Origin of the sequence: Corynebacterium nasorum, assembly GCF_022347325.1 — a bacterium.
GTDB lineage: Bacteria > Actinomycetota > Actinomycetes > Mycobacteriales > Mycobacteriaceae > Corynebacterium > Corynebacterium kefirresidentii.
This window is the reverse complement of sequence record NZ_JAKRDU010000001.1, coordinates 105,086-122,532: the sequence shown is the minus strand read 5'-3', so window position 1 is coordinate 122,532 and position 17,447 is coordinate 105,086. Positions and strand designations below refer to the sequence as shown.

The 17,447-nt window shown below is 57.8% G+C and carries 17 protein-coding genes and 7 tRNA genes; 17 read left to right on the top strand and 7 right to left on the bottom strand.

Translation table 11 applies throughout. The features are described 5' to 3' along the window. Positions 1–9: 9 nt before the first annotated feature. The 3 genes from MHK05_RS00595 to dxs all read left to right on the top strand — a co-directional run bounded on the left by MHK05_RS00595 (position 10) and on the right by dxs (position 4,008). Positions 10–738 (top strand): DUF3159 domain-containing protein, encoded by a 729-nt coding sequence (locus tag MHK05_RS00595; RefSeq protein WP_239204127.1) that lies wholly within the window; start codon positions 10–12, stop codon positions 736–738. Next, positions 731–1,954: a class I SAM-dependent RNA methyltransferase gene (locus MHK05_RS00590; protein ID WP_023021409.1), complete on the top strand. Its 1,224-nt coding sequence runs from the start codon at positions 731–733 to the stop codon at positions 1,952–1,954. Before MHK05_RS00595 ends, MHK05_RS00590 begins: the two co-directional genes overlap by 8 nt. A 128-nt stretch (positions 1,955–2,082) precedes the next feature. Beyond that, a complete protein-coding gene (dxs, locus tag MHK05_RS00585) occupies positions 2,083–4,008 on the top strand; it encodes a 1-deoxy-D-xylulose-5-phosphate synthase (RefSeq protein WP_023021410.1) in 1,926 nt (641 codons plus the stop codon). Positions 4,009–4,029: 21 nt separating this feature from the next. Here dxs and MHK05_RS00580 read toward each other — a convergent pair whose 3' ends face one another. Both MHK05_RS00580 and MHK05_RS00575 read right to left on the bottom strand, forming a co-directional pair. Next, the gene (locus tag MHK05_RS00580; RefSeq protein WP_239204125.1) at positions 4,030–5,274 is read right to left on the bottom strand and encodes an HRDC domain-containing protein; all 1,245 of its coding nucleotides are present in this window, start codon (positions 5,272–5,274) and stop codon (positions 4,030–4,032) included. Position 5,275: 1 nt separating this feature from the next. Continuing rightward, entirely contained in the window at positions 5,276–5,869 is a 594-nt protein-coding gene (locus MHK05_RS00575; RefSeq protein ID WP_232212620.1) for a DUF3000 domain-containing protein, read from the bottom strand. A 213-nt stretch (positions 5,870–6,082) separates the two neighbouring features. On the opposite strand from MHK05_RS00575, the gene hemQ reads away from it, so the two are divergent. After that, on the top strand, positions 6,083–6,784 hold the full coding sequence (gene hemQ / locus MHK05_RS00570; RefSeq protein ID WP_034655844.1) for a hydrogen peroxide-dependent heme synthase: 702 nt from the start codon (positions 6,083–6,085) through the stop codon (positions 6,782–6,784). Positions 6,785–6,891: 107 nt separating this feature from the next. On the opposite strand, the gene msrB is transcribed toward hemQ, so the two are convergent. The 5 genes from msrB to MHK05_RS00545 form a co-directional block, all read right to left on the bottom strand. Continuing rightward, positions 6,892–7,314, bottom strand: a complete 423-nt coding sequence (msrB, locus tag MHK05_RS00565; RefSeq protein ID WP_023021414.1) for a peptide-methionine (R)-S-oxide reductase MsrB — start codon at positions 7,312–7,314, stop codon at positions 6,892–6,894. Positions 7,315–7,323: 9 nt separating this feature from the next. Then, the gene (locus MHK05_RS00560) at positions 7,324–8,475 is read right to left on the bottom strand and encodes a glycosyltransferase family 87 protein (RefSeq protein WP_239204123.1); all 1,152 of its coding nucleotides are present in this window, start codon (positions 8,473–8,475) and stop codon (positions 7,324–7,326) included. A gap of 6 nt (positions 8,476–8,481) precedes the next feature. Then, positions 8,482–9,180, bottom strand: a complete 699-nt coding sequence (locus MHK05_RS00555; RefSeq protein ID WP_239204121.1) for a pyrimidine reductase family protein — start codon at positions 9,178–9,180, stop codon at positions 8,482–8,484. A 72-nt stretch (positions 9,181–9,252) separates the two neighbouring features. Then, the gene (locus MHK05_RS00550) at positions 9,253–10,155 is read right to left on the bottom strand and encodes a DMT family transporter (RefSeq protein ID WP_239204119.1); all 903 of its coding nucleotides are present in this window, start codon (positions 10,153–10,155) and stop codon (positions 9,253–9,255) included. A gap of 72 nt (positions 10,156–10,227) precedes the next feature. Next, positions 10,228–10,302, bottom strand: a tRNA-Val gene (locus MHK05_RS00545). A gap of 245 nt (positions 10,303–10,547) precedes the next feature. Between MHK05_RS00545 and MHK05_RS00540 the strand changes: the two genes are divergently transcribed. From MHK05_RS00540 to pgsA, 13 genes are all read left to right on the top strand, one after another. After that, a tRNA-Gly gene (locus MHK05_RS00540) sits at positions 10,548–10,623 on the top strand. 46 nt (positions 10,624–10,669) lie between these two features. Then, positions 10,670–10,741: transfer RNA gene (locus MHK05_RS00535), tRNA-Val, on the top strand. Between the two features lie 38 nt (positions 10,742–10,779). Beyond that, a tRNA-Gly gene (locus MHK05_RS00530) sits at positions 10,780–10,855 on the top strand. 30 nt (positions 10,856–10,885) lie between these two features. After that, positions 10,886–10,956: transfer RNA gene (locus tag MHK05_RS00525), tRNA-Cys, on the top strand. A gap of 27 nt (positions 10,957–10,983) precedes the next feature. Further along, a tRNA-Val gene (locus MHK05_RS00520) sits at positions 10,984–11,055 on the top strand. Between the two features lie 44 nt (positions 11,056–11,099). After that, positions 11,100–11,175 (top strand) — tRNA-Gly (locus MHK05_RS00515). A gap of 103 nt (positions 11,176–11,278) precedes the next feature. Beyond that, positions 11,279–11,506, top strand: a complete 228-nt coding sequence (locus MHK05_RS00510; protein ID WP_023021418.1) for a hypothetical protein — start codon at positions 11,279–11,281, stop codon at positions 11,504–11,506. 202 nt (positions 11,507–11,708) lie between these two features. After that, positions 11,709–12,275 carry a copper resistance CopC family protein gene (locus tag MHK05_RS00505; protein WP_239204117.1) on the top strand — a complete coding sequence of 189 codons (567 nt, stop codon included), beginning with the start codon at positions 11,709–11,711 and terminating at the stop codon, positions 12,273–12,275. Beyond that, positions 12,275–12,877: a copper chaperone PCu(A)C gene (locus MHK05_RS00500; protein ID WP_239204115.1), complete on the top strand. Its 603-nt coding sequence runs from the start codon at positions 12,275–12,277 to the stop codon at positions 12,875–12,877. Before MHK05_RS00505 ends, MHK05_RS00500 begins: the two co-directional genes overlap by 1 nt. Before the next feature lie 2 nt (positions 12,878–12,879). Then, the gene (locus MHK05_RS00495; protein WP_239204113.1) at positions 12,880–14,106 is read left to right on the top strand and encodes a Dyp-type peroxidase; all 1,227 of its coding nucleotides are present in this window, start codon (positions 12,880–12,882) and stop codon (positions 14,104–14,106) included. 77 nt (positions 14,107–14,183) lie between these two features. Continuing rightward, positions 14,184–16,247, top strand: a complete 2,064-nt coding sequence (gene thrS, locus MHK05_RS00490; RefSeq protein ID WP_239204111.1) for a threonine--tRNA ligase — start codon at positions 14,184–14,186, stop codon at positions 16,245–16,247. Continuing rightward, the gene (locus MHK05_RS00485) at positions 16,234–16,833 is read left to right on the top strand and encodes an HIT family protein (RefSeq protein WP_408918441.1); all 600 of its coding nucleotides are present in this window, start codon (positions 16,234–16,236) and stop codon (positions 16,831–16,833) included. The genes thrS and MHK05_RS00485 overlap by 14 nt, the downstream gene beginning before the upstream one ends. Then, positions 16,826–17,431, top strand: coding sequence for a phosphatidylinositol phosphate synthase (pgsA, locus tag MHK05_RS00480; protein WP_049360666.1), 606 nt, complete (start codon positions 16,826–16,828; stop codon positions 17,429–17,431). Before MHK05_RS00485 ends, pgsA begins: the two co-directional genes overlap by 8 nt. The last annotated feature ends 16 nt before the right edge of the window (positions 17,432–17,447 follow it).

The window sequence follows — 17,447 nt, the reverse complement described above, 5'->3', positions numbered from 1 at the left end:
GTAAACCACGTGACACATTCTTCCTCGCCGCAGTCCTCCCAGGACGCAAAGAACCTTGACGCTAATGAGTCTCAAGCCGAACCCACCCTATTGGAACAAATGGGTGGGCTATCCGGGCTCGTTTCCGCTACCTTGCCGGTCCTTGTGCTGATTCCAGTCAATAACTTTTTTGGGCTGGGCCCAGCCCTCGCAGCGGCGCTTGGTGTAGCCGTTGCTATCGCTATCTGGAGGGTGCTTCGCAAAGAGACCCTTCAGCCAGCCATATCGGGGCTTTTGGGCGTCGCTCTGTGTGCGGCAATCGCCTGGTTTACCGGTGATGCCAAAGGGTATTTCTTGTACGGTATCTGGATGTCGTTGGCGCTATGCATTGCCGCCGTACTCTCGATCCTATTCCGGTGGCCCGCGGTGGGCGTTATCTGGAAGGGGATTAACGGCGAGGAAATGCAGTGGCAGAAGATTACCCCAGCGCGCCGGGCCTATGCCATAGCTACCGGTGGGTGGGCGGTAATCTTTCTCGCCCGTTTTATTGTCCAGCGCGCCATCTATGATGCCGATGCAACTACAGCATTGGGAGTGACCAGAATCCTAATGGGATGGCCCCTGACCCTTCTGGTAACGGCGCTTACCGTGTGGATGGTGCGGCGCGCGGACACAGCTGTGGAGGAAGCTACAGGCGCGGGTGAGCGTACGCAGGCACAACCAGAACCACTACAAGAGGCCGAGGTAGAAAATGACTGAACCTACGATTAGCCGGGGCGATATTCTTGAGGTGAGAATTGACCGCATGGCACACGGCGGGGAAGGAATCGGCCAGGCGCCTGATGGGCGAGTTGTATTTGTTCCACGCGCATTTCCAGGAGACGTCGTTAAGGCTAAGGCCGGCCGAGTCAAGAAGTCGTTCATTAAGGCGGACCTGGACAGTGTAGTGACCCCGGGTGCGCTGCGCGTGCCATCGTCGTGCCCAGCTGCGGAACAAGGGGCAGGCTGCTGCGATTTTGCAGAGCTAGATCCTGCGGCCGAAACTGGGATTAAGGCAGAAATCTTAGCGGAGCAGCTGCGCCGCACTGGCGTTAAAACCAGTGCGGGCCTAGACATTGAACAACACACCCTAGAGCCGGTGAGGGGCTGGCGCACTCGGGTTCGGTGGGGCGTCGACAAGCAAGGGCGTGCTGGAACCCGTGAGCGTCGGTCCAATGAGCTCGTTACGGCAGCCGCCTGTACGCAGCTGGCTCCGGGATTGGCAGACGGCCTCGTCGGAGAAGGCGCACGTCGTTTTACCCCAGGTGCAGAGGTCATTGCTGTTGTCGATGGCGCGGGAGACCGCCATGTAGTAGAAACCCGCAAAGCCCCGCGCGGACGCCGCGTAGAGACCATCCGTGAGGTGGTAGAAGGCAGCGGCCAAGTGCAAGAACATGTGGGTAGTAGGACGTTTAGCTTCCCCGCCACTGCCTTTTGGCAAGCCCATAGTCAGGCGCCGGCAGCGTATACCCAGCTGGTAACTGAGTGGCTCGGTCAACGTGAGTACCAGGAACGTACCGCCTGGGATCTTTATGGCGGCGTTGGGCTTTTCGTTCCAGCACTGGCAGCAGCCGTGCAGGGCAAGGTCATCTCCGTGGATTATTCGCCAGCGGCAACGGCAGCGGAGCAGCCCTGCCTGGCGGACTGCGATGTGGAACTAAAATCCGCGAAGGTGGAGCAGGTTGCTGCGCAGTTACCTAAACCAGGCGCTGTAGTCCTCGATCCCCCACGCACCGGCGCAGGCAAAGACGTGATTCGTTCCGTGGCGGCCGCTGCACCCCAAGCGGTCGTGCACGTGGGATGTGACCCAGCCACCTTTGCTCGCGATCTGCATTACTGGGACGAACACGGGTACGGGATTGAAAAAATGGCGCTCATTAACGCGTTTCCCGGAACGCATCACTTCGAAACGATTGCGCTCATTACCCCTGCCTAATGCGCCGCATAGGTGCCCAAGCGCGGCCGGGTACGGTGCCGCGCCCTAGCCGGAATATAATATTCACCGCCCGCCGCGGGTACGGTAGAAAAGAAGAACTAAGCACAGAAGGAGTTGAAGGCCGCTCCATGACTATCTTGGATACCATTAACTCGCCGCAGGATCTCAAGGCACTGTCCGCAGACAAGCTTGAAGAGCTTGCGGCAGAGATTCGGCAGCGTCTCATTGATAAGGTTTCCGTCACAGGCGGACATTTGGGTCCCAACTTGGGCGTGGTGGAACTGACCATAGCGTTGCACCGCGTATTTGATTCCCCGCGCGAGCCCATTATTTTTGATACCTCGCACCAGTCTTATGTGCATAAAATGCTTACCGGTCGCACCGATCAATTCGATACCTTGCGGCAAAAAGATGGTCTTTCGGGGTACACGGACCGCGGCGAGTCCGAGCATGACTGGACCGAGTCCTCGCACGCTTCGGCCTCGCTGTCTACGGTGGATGGCTTGTCAAAGGCCTTTAAAATCCGCGGCGATGGTCACCGCAACGTTATCGGCGTCGTTGGTGATGGCGCCCTGACCGGCGGTATGTGCTGGGAGGCACTCAACAATATCTCCGAGGACAAGGACCGCAATGCGGTGATTGTGGTCAATGACAATGGCCGCAGCTATTCGCCCACCATCGGTGGCCTCTCGGAAAATCTTGGTCGTATCCGCTCTCAGCACGGCTATGACGAACTTATGGAGCAGGGCAAGCGCCGCCTGAAACAAATGGGTTGGGTAGGCGAGCGGGCCTTCGATGCCCTGCATGCCATGAAAGAAGGCGTCAAGTCTACGGTCTTGCCAACCGAGATGTTCCCGGAACTAGGCATGAAGTACATCGGTCCCATTAACGGGCACGATATCGATAGCTTGGTGCATGCCCTGACCTATGCCCGCGATTATGACGGACCCATCATTGTGCATGTGGTTACTGAAAAGGGCCATGGGTTTGCCCCAGCCGTCAATGAGCCAAAGGATCAGATGCACTCAACCGGTGCTATTGATCCGGTCACCGGTGTGGCAAAAGGAACTAAGCAGCCTGGCTGGACCGCAGCTTTTTCAGAAGAGCTTGTAGCCGCTGCTGAAAAACGCGAGGACATTGTGGCCATTACCGCTGCCATGGCAGGGCCGACTGGGCTCACGCCGTTCCAAGAGCGCTTTCCTGAACGCTTCTTTGACGTGGGAATCGCAGAGCAGCACGCGATGACCTCCGCCTCTGGTCTTGCGCTCGGGGGTATGCACCCGGTCGTGGCGGTATATTCCACCTTTTTAAATCGAGCCGTGGATCAGGTCATTATGGATATTGCGCTGCTGAAGCTGCCAGTAACCATCGTGCTCGACCGGTCCGGGGTTACCGGTTCCGATGGAGCATCGCACAATGGTGTGTGGGATATGGCGCTGATGAGCATCGTACCGGGCATACACATTGCCGCCCCGCGCGATGGCGCGCGCCTGCGGGAGCTCTTACGGGAGTCGCTAGAAATCGAATCCGGCCCCTCCGTAGTTCGTTTCCCTAAAGGCAACCTGCTGCCGGATATGGATGCGGTAGAAACCTTGGGGGATGGCGTCGACATCCTCCACTACGGCGAAGCCGACGCTGGCGAGGACACCCCAGAGGTGCTTATCGTCTCTATCGGTGCCATGTCCGCGCGCAGCATCGAGGCAGCGAAGCTGCTCGGAGAGCAAGGCGTTAACGTAACCGTCGTTGACCCGCGTTGGGTTGTGCCGGTTCCAAGTTCTATTGTGGCACTCGCCGCTGACCACGATCTGGTGGTTACGGCAGAAGACGGCCTTGTACGCGGCGGTATTGGCTCCATGATTTCTGAAGCCCTCAGCGCAGCCGAGGTAAATACCCCTGTGCGCCGACTTGGCGTTCCGGGATACTTCCCTAAGCACGGCTCGCGCGGCGAGGTCCTAGAGGAATTCGGGCTTACCCCTGAACTTATGGCGGCCTCGATTAGCGAGTGGGTAGAAAACTTCACTGCTGATGCCAATGAGCTGGGAAATGAAGGCTAGGCCTGTCCTGATAAATATCTTCTAGAAAAGACCGTCCACGATAAGCGGGGCGGTCAATTCTATTTGCCATTCGCGCGCGCCTTCCGCGCGGAGAAACGCAGCGACGTCGTCTGGCTGGCGGATGGAACCGGCAACAGAATCAGGTCCGCGGTGGCGTTTATCAGCACGTACCCCTACCTTCGCCCATACTGCGGCGCGCACGGTGGCGGGGCGGATAATAAGCTCGGAGGACATTCCAAGATCATCGCCTAGTTCCGCGATGTCGGCGCGAATAGTTTGATATATCTCCCAGAGATCAGGGTAGTCCTTGGTCCAGATGGTCTTGGAAGGGACCGGATGCGGGGTACGGTGCACGCGAGGCCGCTGGTGCGGGGGAATGGCGCGCGCCTGGTTTAGCACCGCCATCCAGCGGGCGGTGGCCCCCTTGCGCCGGCGGGGAAAACCCTTGATGCGGGCCAAATCGCTGCCAGAGGTGGGGAGAGCGCGCGCAATTTCTACCAGCGTCTTATTCGCTAAAACCCGGCCGGGTGCAGTATCGGTGCGCCGAGCTATTGCGTCCCGTTTGAGCCATAGCGCACGAGCGGCGGCAAGCTGGCTGCCGTTGCGCAGGTTGGAGACTCCCTTTAGGTCGCGCCAAGTAGGTGGCTGCGGGTGAGTATCACCGGCATGCTCGCGGACAATGGAGGAAAATTCCTCTAGCGCCCAATCCATTTTGTCTTGTTCGGCCAAGATATCGCGTAGTGAATCGGCTAGCTCGAGGAGCAGCTCCACATCTAGTGCGGCATAGGCCTTGAGTTCCTCGCTGAGCTGCGGGGTTGACCAGTCAGCGTCGCCGTAGCCTTTTTCTAATTCGATATCAAAAAGCTCTGCAACCATTGTGCCCAGATTCGGGCGGTCGAAACCAGCGAGCCGCGCCGCTAGCTCGGTATCAAAGATGGAGCCGGGGAATAGCCCAAGCCACCCTAGGCAGGGCAAATCCGAATGCGCGGCATGAATTATCCATTCCGCCCCGTTGAGTACTGGGGCGAGGGCAGCGGTGAGCTCCGCGCGATGGCCTTCAGGGGCAAAAAGCATGGTGCCTGCGCCGCAGCGGCGAATTTGAACTACGAAGGCGCGGTCATCGTAGCGATAACCAGAGGCGCGTTCAGTATCGATGGCAAACGGGCCCGTACCTGCAGCTAGGCGTGCGGCGGCAGCGGTGAATTCATCCCGGGTAGCAAGGACCGCCGGGATGCCCTCTACCGGCCGGCTGCGCAATTCTGGCATTCTAGTGGCCGAGCTTGGTAACGCCCTCAGGAGGGAGGCCGGCAACGTTAGCCAATACCTTTGCAAAAGCCTGCACGTGAGGCGCCAGATCGAGGCCTTCAGCGGTCCACGAAGCACGCATTTCGATTTGATAGGCGCGCGGTGGGCCACCAATCTCCCCAAATCGAACGGACGCGGTAGAGGTGACGGTGCCACCCAAGTTGGTGTGGTCGGCACCTTCCTCTTCTAGGCCTTCATTGAGCCACTGCCAAGCCACATCGGGCAAGAGCGGATCTCCTGCTACGGCATCATCCATATCGGCCTGAATATACGCCACAAGGCGCATAGCGCCCTCCCAGGCTTCCTCAGCACCCGGATCGTGGAGCAAGATAAGGCGGCCAAATGCATCGCCTTCCGCATCAGTGGGCACGATGTCTGGGTTGTCTTCGCCTCCCACCTCGAGGCCGATAGCGTGGCTAAACGGCGCAAGGCGCTGCGGTGGGCGAATGGAGCCCAGGGTTATCTCGGGGCGCAGGTCGGCCGCGTGCATTGACTCCACTGCTTGGGTGAATGCGGCGGGGGTAGCTGGTTCGTGGCTTTCCGCCTGCCTGTGCAAAGGAGTGGGGGCGGAAGCCTCGGCGCTGCGTGGGGTGGTCGATTCGGAATTGCTCACGACGTTCAAGCTATAGTTTCACAGCCTCTAGCTGGGGGAGGCGCGCCGATGCGAGAGCGTGTCGGCATCCCCGCGGCGGGGGAAGTGACAAGGTTTCGTAACCAACTTATGATGGATATGTCCGATTACCCAGAGGCTTTGGCAAAGGAGAACGCAATGGCGAAGCTAGACTACAAGGAACTCAATGCGGTTCAGCAATATTCCCAGCACGCAGTTTTTAAGGTGATCCCGGGGGCGCTCGGCACCGAGCGAGCGGAAATCATCGCCCAAGCGCAGAAGTTCTTCGCCGACGTTGAAGAGGCTGGCAAAGTGACGGTGCGCGGTATCTATGACCTCACGGCTATGCGCGATTCTGCTGATTTTATGATCTGGTGGCACGCCGAGGAATTCTCTGACCTGCAGAAGGTCTTTGGGGACTTTCGCCGCGAGACCACCTTGGGCCAGGTTAGCGAAGTGACCTGGGTAGGCAACGCTTTGCACCGTCCAGCGGAGTTTAATAAGTCGCACCTGCCGTCTTTCATCATGGGCGAGGAGCCAAAGGAGTGGATCTCGGTCTATCCCTTCGTGCGCTCCTATGACTGGTACACCATGGACGAGGAAAAGCGCCGCCGCATCCTTATGGAGCACGGCATGCAAGCGCGTGATTATCCTGATGTGCGAGCTAATACCGTACCGGCTTTTGCGTTGGGTGACTACGAGTGGATTCTGGCCTTTGAGGCGGATGAGCTCCACCGTATCGTCGACCTGATGTACCTGATGCGCTATACCGAAGCCCGTCACCACGTGCGCGAGGAAATTCCTTTCCACACCGGCCGTCGCGTCAAGGACGTAGCAGAACTTATTGCAGTACTGCCCTAAAAGAAGCGTCGCCCAGCAAAAGCCCTGCTTGGCGACGTCCCGGGCTGCGCCCCTTCACTAGCCTGGCAGCCAGGCTGCTGACGGGGCGTAAGTTGTGTCGGGGCCCTTTAAGCGGTGCCACCTTCTACCGGTTTTTCCTCCAGGTCAAGGCAAATGGAGTTAATGCAATAGCGAAGGTCAGTAGGGGTGTCGTAGCCCTCGCCCTCAAAGACGTGGCCTAGGTGCGATTCGCAGTTGGCACACAAGACCTCTACTCGGCGCATGCCTAGCGAGTTATCTTCTCGCTCGATGATCTTGTCTCCGGCAAGCGGGGAGAAGAAAGACGGCCAGCCACAATGGGACTCAAACTTTTCCGTGGAACGGAAAAGCTCCGCTCCACACGCGCGGCAAGAATAGACACCCTCGGTAGTAGTATTGGTGTACTCGCCTACATGGGGCGGCTCCGTACCTGCCTCACGCAGAACATAGTATTCCTCGGGGCTTAAACGCTGGCGCCATTCGGTATCAGCAATGAGCTTGAAATCGGTCATGAGCCGAGTCTAAACCGCTCTGCGCGCGGCACGCCACCAGCCAGCGACCGTAGCGAAAATTGCGACGATAAGCAGCGCCCATCCTGCCGTGGCCGTGAAAAAATTCATCCACCGCCCAGCATCCGGGTGCGATGCAGACGCCCACGAGATCGGAGCCAAAAAGAGAAATGCGGCCAACCACGCTCCTGCGGAATGAAATACAGAGCGCGGGAGCACAACGGTAAACATCAGCGGGAAAAGCCACATGGAATAGTACTGCTGGCCTAGGGAAGACAGGAAGAAAATTCCCACCATTATCGCCCCGCTAGTGGTCAGTGCCCACAAGGTTGGGTCGGAGTTGCGCCAGCGTAAAAGCCCGAGAATCGCTGCGGCCGTAAGACCGGCAAAAATCAGCCACACGGTCCAATACAACCCGGCGCCAAAATTAACGTAGGCGTGGAAACCCGCCCAGGAAGAATTGGCATAGTCACGAGTTTCCGAAAGATAGGGCAGCAGCTTTTCGAAAAAGCCGCTGGCGCCCGGCACCACCGGCCACGCCAGTAGATTGAGAATCACCGGAACTCCGATGCCCTCGGCGAGACTGCGCCACTGGAGCTTTACCAAGGGCAGGAAGAGCAGCGGCGCAAACTGCGGCTTAATGACGATGGCAAGGCCAATGACCACGCCTGCCACCCAGCCCAACCACGGGGTGCGCTCGGCCCGCAAAAAGGCCCACAAAAACACGGCCAGACACAGCAAGAGAACGCCGTTGATATTGGTAAAGGCAAGCGTATTGGTCACTGACTCCGTGACAAACGCCAGCGCAATAGATACCGGCCACACGGGCGAGGTGAGCTTGCGGTCCACTATAAGGGTAAGCACCGCCAGTGCCGCGATGATCGCGGCCGCATTCGCCACGATGAATAGTCCTCGCGCAAGTGAGAAGTCTAGGTGCCCTAATGGCGCAAGCAGCAGCGTGGCTCCCGGGGTATACAGATACAGCGGGTCAACGTGGTTATAGGCCTGCTCGTAGACCGGCTGGCTGCTGGACATGCGCGCCACCGCGTTATACACGGTGGTGAAATCATCCGTTGGCGTGCCGTTGCGCGCAATGATGAATACGCGGTGCACAACGAGCAATACGGCCACGGGCCAAGCGGCAACACTGATTCGGGAATTCACGGCGCCTTAGTCTACGTCCTCGCGGGTGCGGGAATACCGCAGAAACACCGTGCCATCCGTATCGGCCGCGACATTTTCCAACTGCATGCGCCGGTGGGAATGCTCGCCCTTAAAAGTAGCCATCGGAGTCTCTACGCCGGTAGACAGATGCGGATCCAGGGTCAAATACATCTGGTCAATCGCATCGGCGTCCACTAATTGCCCAATCATTCCTGGTCCGCCTTCACATAGCACGCGCTTGAACCCGCGATCCTTCAGGACGGATATGTAGTCGCGCACGCTTCCTTCACCGGCATCGCAGACCTCCGCCCCCGTGCTTTCAATAGCCTCGATTCGGGTAACGATGTCTTCATCCTCCCAGCTGCTGTGTGGGGCCAAGATGACAGGTGGGGTAGTAAAGTCTGTAAAAAAGTCCGAGTCGATATCGAAATCAAGGCTGCGAGAAGGCACTGCAATAGGAGCTGGGCGCGAGCCATCGGTGCTAGGAACAACGCCGGAGTAATCTTCTGCGCGCACCGTTTGCGCGCCCACCAACACCACGTCTGCCCAGTCCCGTAGAGCTGCAAAAACTTGTCCATCGGTGTCATTTCCCATGTCTTCTGAGACATGGTTCATCGTCGCCGATCCGGTCAATGTGCTGACCATATTCGTACGGATGGTGAATGTGCCGCGGGAATCAGGACCCAAAAGCGAAGAGATATCCATGTCATCCCAGTGTAGCCAGAGCGGCGAGTGCCCAGCATGGCAATAACAGCGCCATAACCTCAGCAAGACGGGCTACACCAGACGGATGAGAATCACGCCGACCAGTATCACTGCAATGCCGGCTACCTGGCGCAGCGTTACGCGGGCGCCACGCAAGCGATCAATGAGTAGGGACCCCAGCATGGAGCCGAGCAGAGCCGCGACCACGGTAAGCCCCGTGCCCAGTTGTGGTACCAAAGCCGCGTTGCCAAAAACAAACAACGCACCCAGGACGCCACCAACCCACATCCACCAGGGATTGTTCTTCCCCTCGGGGCGCTCAATGCGAGGTCGCCAGCGTAGAACAATATTCACAATGGCAAGGGCAGATACCCCGACGCTAAAAGAAACTAAAGCCGCGCTAACAGGTGAGCCAGTAATCTGGCCCAGGTGACCATTGATCGCGGATTGGCTTGCAGTAAAACAGCCAAAAACAAACCCCGCTAAGCGCCACATCCACAGCGCTGTGGCACTGTCCTCACGCTTCGTGGGCGCGCCGGGGCCGGCGACGATGGCGATTACTCCGCCTAGGACGATGAGAGCCCCTAGCATGCGAACCACGGTCAGCGGGGATATAGGGGAGTCAAAGAGCCCAAGGTGATCGATGACGAGCCCCATGATGATCTGACCGGCGATGGGAAGAACTACGGTCTGGACGGCACCCAAGTGGGGAAATAGGAGAATATTCCCAGTAAGCGCAACTACGCCGAGCAAACCGCCGAACCATATCCACAGTGGTTGGCCAGCTGTGCGGGAAAGGCCGAATTCACCGCCGGTGACAGCGGTGGCGATAACGAGCAAGGTCACCGTGCCCACGGCGAAAGAGATAAGCGAAGAAGAAGAGGGCGTGCCTGTTGACAAGCGCAAGCGCGTATTAACCAGGGTCTGTACGGGCAAAACGAGCCCAGCGATAACGCCTAAAAGGATCCACAACACGACGGAACACTTTACCGGCACACAAAGTAACCCGCCCAGGCTCCTTGTGAAGAGGAGCGCTGGGCGGGGAAGTGGTGGTCCTAACTGGGATTGAACCAGTGACCTTTCCGGTGTGAACGGAACGCTCTCCCACTGAGCTATAGGACCGTGCGGTGGCTAAATGTACACCGCTTGAAATTCAAATACCTAATTGGCTGCGTAGGGCTACTCATGAGCGGGAGGCGGCTGGGCGCCTGCGGTCCACAAGAATCACACCGGTGTGATTTGGGAACGTACAAACGTGGAATATCGGCGGTTAAAAGCAAGGCGCTGGGCTGGGGATTTGGAAACTGGCGCGGAGCACGATAATGTTTCTTCTCGCACCGCAACGGAATAAAAGTTTGCGGCGCAATGCGGATGTAGCGCAGTTGGTAGCGCATCACCTTGCCAAGGTGAGGGTCGCGAGTTCGAGTCTCGTCATCCGCTCCACGCTTTTCAAAGGGCTACCTGTGAAGAGTGATTCTAAGTGAATAGCGCGCGATTAGCTCAGTGGGAGAGCGCTTCCCTGACACGGAAGAGGTCACTGGTTCAATCCCAGTATCGCGCACAAGGACTTTGTCCTAGAAACCGGGCCTGGTTTCGCATGCGGATGTAGCGCAGTTGGTAGCGCATCACCTTGCCAAGGTGAGGGTCGCGAGTTCGAGTCTCGTCATCCGCTCCAGCACTGTATTGTGTGAGGCGGTATCGCCACGGTGGAATGGCCGAGTGGTGAGGCAACGGTCTGCAAAACCGTGCACACGGGTTCGATTCCCGTTTCCACCTCAACTTCTTAATGCCTTCGGGCATTAAGCGCGATTAGCTCAGTGGGAGAGCGCTTCCCTGACACGGAAGAGGTCACTGGTTCAATCCCAGTATCGCGCACGAGAGTCTCTTTTTAGGCTCTGTAGCAAACTCCGGTTTGTTGTGCGGATGTAGCGCAGTTGGTAGCGCATCACCTTGCCAAGGTGAGGGTCGCGAGTTCGAGTCTCGTCATCCGCTCCATGTAGCCGCCCCAGAGACGGGGCGGCTTTTTTCTTGTCTCCTTCCGTGTGCTGTGTGATACGCTTGCCTTTGAAGAGTCATAACCCAAAGCGGAGGAGGAAAGATGTCACGCGCACTAGTGGTACCGCTATTGGTTGGAGCCTGCGGCTTCGCGTCTTTTGTTTCGGGGACTGTGCTTTTCTTTATGGGCCTTACTGCGGCAGATGCGGCTGGAGGCAGTGGCAGCGGGGCGTGGCCTTTGACGCTCATCGGTGTTGGCGTCGCCCTGGTTATTTTTGCTCTGATGGTTTCTGGTCCGTTTTTTAATGCCCGGCAGGGGGAGAGGTCCTAAGGCTAGGTCCGCTGGAATTGAGTCAACTTGGCTTAAATAGTGATAAATACCTCTTTTTATTAAGGAAGCGGAACTCGAGCCCAGTTCAAGCCGACATATGACTCGACGCGCTGCTTTTTGTGATTGCCGCTATGGCAAGTCGCGGGGCTAGTATGTCTGACAATTCAACTTGTGCTTTTCCAACATCACAAAGGAGCTATCTATGGGCTACCGCGTACCTTGGCTGCGCCGCACAGCCGCAGCAGTGGGCACAGCCGCACTGGTCTTGGGCGGGTCGATGCCTGCCGCATTCGCGCACGACTCCGTTATTGGCGGTTCGGTCAAAGACGGCGATCAACTCGATGAGTTCCCTAAGGAAATCACCCTTGAGTTTTCTGGCATCCCCAAAGAGGACTTCAACACCTTTGCCGTAACCAACGCCGATACCGGTGAGAAGCTCTTTAGCCAGGAACCGCAGCTCCATGAACGAGACCTCACAATTGAGACTCCTGAGGGGGTTAACCCTGGGCCGGGCAACTACCAGGTGGGTTTCCAAATCACGTCTTCGGATGGACACGCTACTCGCGGTGGTGTGGAATTTTCCGTTAAAGGTGACGGGGCCGAAAACCCCGAGGCTGGCGAGTCTGACGCGACAGACCAGGAAGCAACCGAGGGGCTGCCGATGTCGCTGAAAATCATTTTGGGCGTGGGCGGGGTTTTGGCAATTGCCACAGTAGTTGCCCTATTTATTGGCAAGTCTCGTCGCATTGATTCGGAAGGTGAAAAATAATGTCCAAGATTTCTAGCATTGCCCTTGTGGGGTTGATTGTGGCCGGCCTTGCCCTGGCGGGTTGCTCCCCGCAGAACCAAAATGACTCCACCGAGTCGAAGGCTGATGCCACCTCCAGCGCTGCGGAGAAGTCCTCCCCCGCCGCAGCCGAGGACCTGACCTTCGAAGACGCGGTCGTGCGTGCCAACGAAGATAAAGACATGACTGCTATTTTTGGCACCTTGGTGAACCACACCGATAAGGACATCGCTATCACCGGTTTTTCCACCAGTCTTAATGCCAAGGTGAACCAGATCCATGAGACCGTCGATGGCAAGATGCAGGAAATGTCGAGGCCGTTGGTGGTCAAGGCCGGCGAGTCCCACGAACTTGCACCAGGCGGTGACCACTTCATGCTCATGGAAATGGGAAACCACATCGCTCCCGGCGAATCCCTTGACCTTAAGGTGAAGCTAGAAGGCGGCGAAGAGCTCGATCTGGGCGAGATCCAAACGCGTAGCATGCCTTCCGGGGATGAGGACTACGGCGATATGGAAGGCCACGATATGTCCCACATGGAGCACGGAGATATGTCCCACAATAAGGAAGGCCACGACCACTAACCATGTCTGGGTTCAGCAGAAGGGGATTTCTCACTGGCGCTGCGGTATCGACCAGCGCCTTCGCGTTGGCAGGCTGCAATAACCAGGGCTCTTCCCCGGATGCTGGGGCACAGGAACAGCCTGCGCTTGCCGACGCCCTCGTGGCTTTTGACGGCGAGCATCAGGCGGGCATTGCTACCGCAGAGCAGGCTCACCTGAATCTGGTGGGGTTTGACTTTAAAAGGGGCGTCGACAAGCGAGAGTTTGCCAACCTCATGAAGCTGTGGACCGAGGACGCCCGCGCGCTGTGTACGGGGGAGCCGCCGCTGGGCACCCTGGAACCGGAAATGGTGCAACAGCCCGCCAACTTGACCATCACCTGCGGTCTAGGCCAGAAGGTATTCTCCCTGCTCGGCGTGGAGAAACCACACTGGTTGGGAGATGTGCGTTCCTTTAAGCGTGATGAGCTGCAACGACAATGGGGACAAAGCGATATTGTCCTTCAGATTTGTTGCGATGACCCGTTGATGAATACTTATGCACTGCGCCACATGGTGCGAGCCGGTGAGCACTATGCCAGTGTGAAGTGGCTGCAGCAGGGATTTATTCATGCCTATGGCAGCCACGAAAAGAGCGCTACTGCGCGCAATATGTTCGGGCAAAAGGACGGCACCGTTAACCCGCGCAGCGAGGAAGATTTTGCAGCCCAAGTGTGGATCGATGAAGGGCCGAAGTGGGCGCAAGGGGGAACGGCCATGGTGGTGCGTCGTATTCGCATGAACGTGGATACGTGGGAGAAGCTGGATCGCTCCTCCCGTGAAAATGCGGTGGGCCGTAAGCTTGACACCGGCGCCCCGCTTACCGGTGAAGAAGAATTTGATGCTGCAGATTTCGATGCGGTAGATGACTACGGCTTGCCGGTGATTGATAAAAACTCGCACATGGCCGTGGCCGCGCCACCTGCTGATCATCCGGAGCAACGCATCCTACGCCGGCCGTATAACTATGAGCTGGCCCCCGATGGCAAGGATGGGCAGCTTTCCAATATCGGCCAGGTTTTCATCTGCTATCAGCAGGATCCCACCAAGCAATTCGAGCCTATCCAGGCCCGTTTGGATAAATCTGACCTGATGAATGAGTGGCTGACCCATATCGGCTCCGCTATGTATTTCTGCCCGCCGGGCACCCTCGACGCGGATGGGCGTGAATCTTGGTGGGCGAAATCGCTTTGCGAGTATGCAGGGTTGTAGAATAGCTATCCGTAAATTTAAATAGCGGACGCGGCCAGGTATGCCGCCGACGCACGAGCGCATAAAGGAGCGCGATTATGGCGGAACTCATTCCCGCAGTACCGGTCAATTACGATTCCTTCACCGTGCCCGCCGGCCAGGCCGTGGGCGCAGCAATGCGAGAGCTCAATCTTCCCAATAAGGGCCCTGAGGCTGTCGTAGTCGTTCGCGGTGAAGACGGCACTCTCTTTGATTTGTCGCACACCCCCGACACGGAATCCACCTTCACCCCGGTAGCCGCCTGCGAGGAAGACGGTCGCGCGGTAATCCGCCACTCCTGCGGCCACGTTATGGCGCAGGCCGTGCAGGCCGAATTCCCCGGCACCAAGCTGGGCATCGGCCCGGCCATTGAAAATGGCTTCTACTTCGATTTTCAAACCGCGGAGCCTTTCACCCCGGAAGATCTCAAGGCGATTGAAAAGCGCATGAAGAAGATCATTAAGGGAGGCCAGCGTTTTGAGCGCCACGTTTACGAATCCGCTGCAGAAGCGGAGCAGGCGCTTGCCGGAGAACCCTTCAAGCTCGAGCTGGTCCAGGACAAGGGCAACGTTGACCCTGACTCCGATGAGGCCGCCGAGGTTGGTTCTGGCGATCTGACCCACTATGACAACATCAACCCGCGCACCGGGGAAGTAGAGTGGTTCGACCTCTGCCGCGGACCGCACGTTCCAACCACCAAGTACATCCCGGCCTTTACGCTAACCCGCTCTTCTGCTGCATACTGGCGCGGAGATCAGTCTAAGGCTGGCCTGCAGCGCATTTACGGCACCGCTTTTGAGTCCAAGGAGGCCCTGGAGGCCTACCAGACCATGGTGGAAGAGGCTGAAAAGCGCGACCATCGCCGCTTGGGCCAAGAGCTAGACCTCTTCTCCTTCCCAGATGAGATTGGCTCCGGTTTCCCGGTATTCCACCCGAATGGTGCCACCGTGCGCATGGAGATGGAAAACCACTCTCGCAACCGCCACGTCCAGGCCGGCTATTCCTTTGTCAACACTCCGCATATCACCAAGGGTGATCTCTTCAAGAAGTCGGGCCACCTGGACTTCTACGCCGATGGCATGTTCCCGCCAATGCAGCTCGATGGCGAGTATGACGAAGAAGGCAATACCGTCAAGGAGCCGCAGGACTACTACGCCAAGCCCATGAACTGCCCGATGCACAACCTGATTTTTGCATCCCGTGGACGTTCCTACCGCGAGTTACCGCTGCGCCTATTTGAGTTCGGCACCGTCTACCGCTACGAAAAGTCCGGCGTGGTCCACGGTCTGACCCGTGCCCGCGGCTTTACCCAGGACGACGCGCACATTTACTGCACCGAAGAACAGCTGGAAGAAGAACTCACCAAGGTCCTAGACTTCATCATCTCCTTGCTGAAGGACTATGGCCTGTCTGATTTCTACCTGGAGCTTTCCACCAAGGATCCGAATAAGTTCGTCGGTTCCGACGAGATTTGGGAGCGCTCGACTTCCATCTTGCAGTCGGTCGCGGAAAAGTCTGGCTTGGAGCTGGTACCGGACCCAGCCGGCGCCGCGTTCTACGGTCCAAAGATTTCTGTCCAGGCCCGCGATGCCATTGGCCGTACCTGGCAGATGTCTACCGTGCAATTGGACTTCAACTTGCCCGAGCGTTTCGAGCTGGAGTACACCGCTTCGGACGGAACAAAGAAGCGCCCGATCATGATTCACCGTGCGCTCTTTGGCTCCATTGAACGTTTCTTTGGTGTGCTACTGGAGCACTACGCTGGCGCATTCCCGGCTTGGCTGGCGCCGCACCAGGTGGTGGGTATCCCGGTGGCAGATGAATTCTCCCCGCACCTTGAAGAAGTTGCCACACAGCTGCGCCAGAAGGGAATCCGCGCCGATGTGGATACCTCCGATGACCGCATGCAGAAAAAGATTCGCAATCGCACCACCGGAAAGGTCCCATTCATGCTGGTCGCCGGTGCCCGCGATGTGGAAGCCGGCGCCGTGTCCTTCCGCTTCCTAGATGGCACCCAGGTCAACGGTGTGCCGGTGAATGAGGCTGTGGAACTCATCACTGCGTGGGTCGCAGAACGCAATAACGAGCAGCCGACTGAAGAGCTCATCAGTGCCCGACGCTAAAAAGACGCGCGAGACCGAAAGCTCCGCCGCGTTCGACAATGGAGCGGTGGAGGGGACCTTCGTTGACTCAGGCGCGGGCGACCCGGACCGTCTAGAACGGCTGTGGGCACCTTATCGCATGGCTTATATAGCCAAGCGCTCTGAGGACCCCTTCGTTGCCGCCCCGCAGGGTAGCGACGAAGACGGGCTCATCATCGCCCGCGGCAAGAGCGTTTATGCATTGCTAAACCTCTTTCCGTACAACGCTGGACACCTCATGGTGGTGCCGTACCGTAAAGAATCTCAGCTTGAGAACCTAACGCAAGAGGAATCTCAAGAGCTGATGGAGTTTGCGCAAAAGGCTATCCGGGTACTCAAACGCGTCTCTCACCCAGAGGCCATTAACGTAGGTTTGAACTTGGGTCGCGCTTCAGGAGGCTCCGTGGGAGATCACCTGCACCTGCATGTGGTGCCAAGGTGGCCTGGGGATAGTAACTTTATGACTGTCCTTGATGGGACTAAGGTATTACCGCAGCTTCTGCAGGATACACGCCGCGTGCTGGCAGAAGGTTGGCGCGAGATGGAAGAGGAGGATTCGCGTGCTTAGCGTGCATGGGCGAAAGCCCGCCGCCGTGGTGGTGGAACCTATAGCGAAGGCCTTTTTAAAGCTGGGCCTGACCCCGAATGTGGTCACTATTGTGGGAACCATTGTCACCATTGCTATTTCGGTGATCCTCATTCCTACCGGTCACCTGTTTTCCGCTGCCGTATTATCCGGCCTCTTTGCCGCCTTTGACATGCTCGACGGCACCATGGCGCGTCTGACTGGCAAAGCCACCGCCTTTGGCGCGACCTTGGATGCTTCCTGCGATCGAATCACCGATGGTGCCTTGTTTAGCGCTATTGCGTGGTGGCTGATTTATTCCGCGGATTCTTCCCGCATTACGGTCATCGCTTGCTTTGTCACCTTGGTATGTTCCCAGGTCATTTCCTATATCAAGGCTAGGGGAGAGGCGTCTGGGTTCAAGATGGTCGGCGGCCTCATCGAGCGCCCTGAGCGGCTTATCTTGGGCTTGGGCGGCATTGGCCTTGAGGGCCTTGGCGTTCCGCATGCTATCGAGGTAGCGCTGTGGATCCTTGCCGTTGGCTCCATCTTCACCGTGTGCCAGCGCATGGTCATCGCTGCCCGCCAGGAGCAGCACTAGCTCGCTGAGTACCACC

What these genes read in the sequence shown, in the direction of transcription:
- MHK05_RS00590 (WP_023021409.1), top strand. Translation starts at nt 731, where the DNA reads ATGACTGAACCTACGATTAGCCGGGGCGATATTCTTGAGGTGAGAATT.
- dxs (WP_023021410.1), top strand. Translation starts at nt 2,083, where the DNA reads ATGACTATCTTGGATACCATTAACTCGCCGCAGGATCTCAAGGCACTG.
- MHK05_RS00580 (WP_239204125.1), bottom strand. Translation starts at nt 5,274, where the DNA reads ATGCCAGAATTGCGCAGCCGGCCGGTAGAGGGCATCCCGGCGGTCCTT.
- hemQ (WP_034655844.1), top strand. Translation starts at nt 6,083, where the DNA reads ATGGCGAAGCTAGACTACAAGGAACTCAATGCGGTTCAGCAATATTCC.
- msrB (WP_023021414.1), bottom strand. Translation starts at nt 7,314, where the DNA reads ATGACCGATTTCAAGCTCATTGCTGATACCGAATGGCGCCAGCGTTTA.
- MHK05_RS00555 (WP_239204121.1), bottom strand. Translation starts at nt 9,180, where the DNA reads ATGGATATCTCTTCGCTTTTGGGTCCTGATTCCCGCGGCACATTCACC.
- MHK05_RS00510 (WP_023021418.1), top strand. Translation starts at nt 11,279, where the DNA reads ATGTCACGCGCACTAGTGGTACCGCTATTGGTTGGAGCCTGCGGCTTC.
- MHK05_RS00505 (WP_239204117.1), top strand. Translation starts at nt 11,709, where the DNA reads ATGGGCTACCGCGTACCTTGGCTGCGCCGCACAGCCGCAGCAGTGGGC.
- MHK05_RS00500 (WP_239204115.1), top strand. Translation starts at nt 12,275, where the DNA reads ATGTCCAAGATTTCTAGCATTGCCCTTGTGGGGTTGATTGTGGCCGGC.
- MHK05_RS00495 (WP_239204113.1), top strand. Translation starts at nt 12,880, where the DNA reads ATGTCTGGGTTCAGCAGAAGGGGATTTCTCACTGGCGCTGCGGTATCG.
- thrS (WP_239204111.1), top strand. Translation starts at nt 14,184, where the DNA reads ATGGCGGAACTCATTCCCGCAGTACCGGTCAATTACGATTCCTTCACC.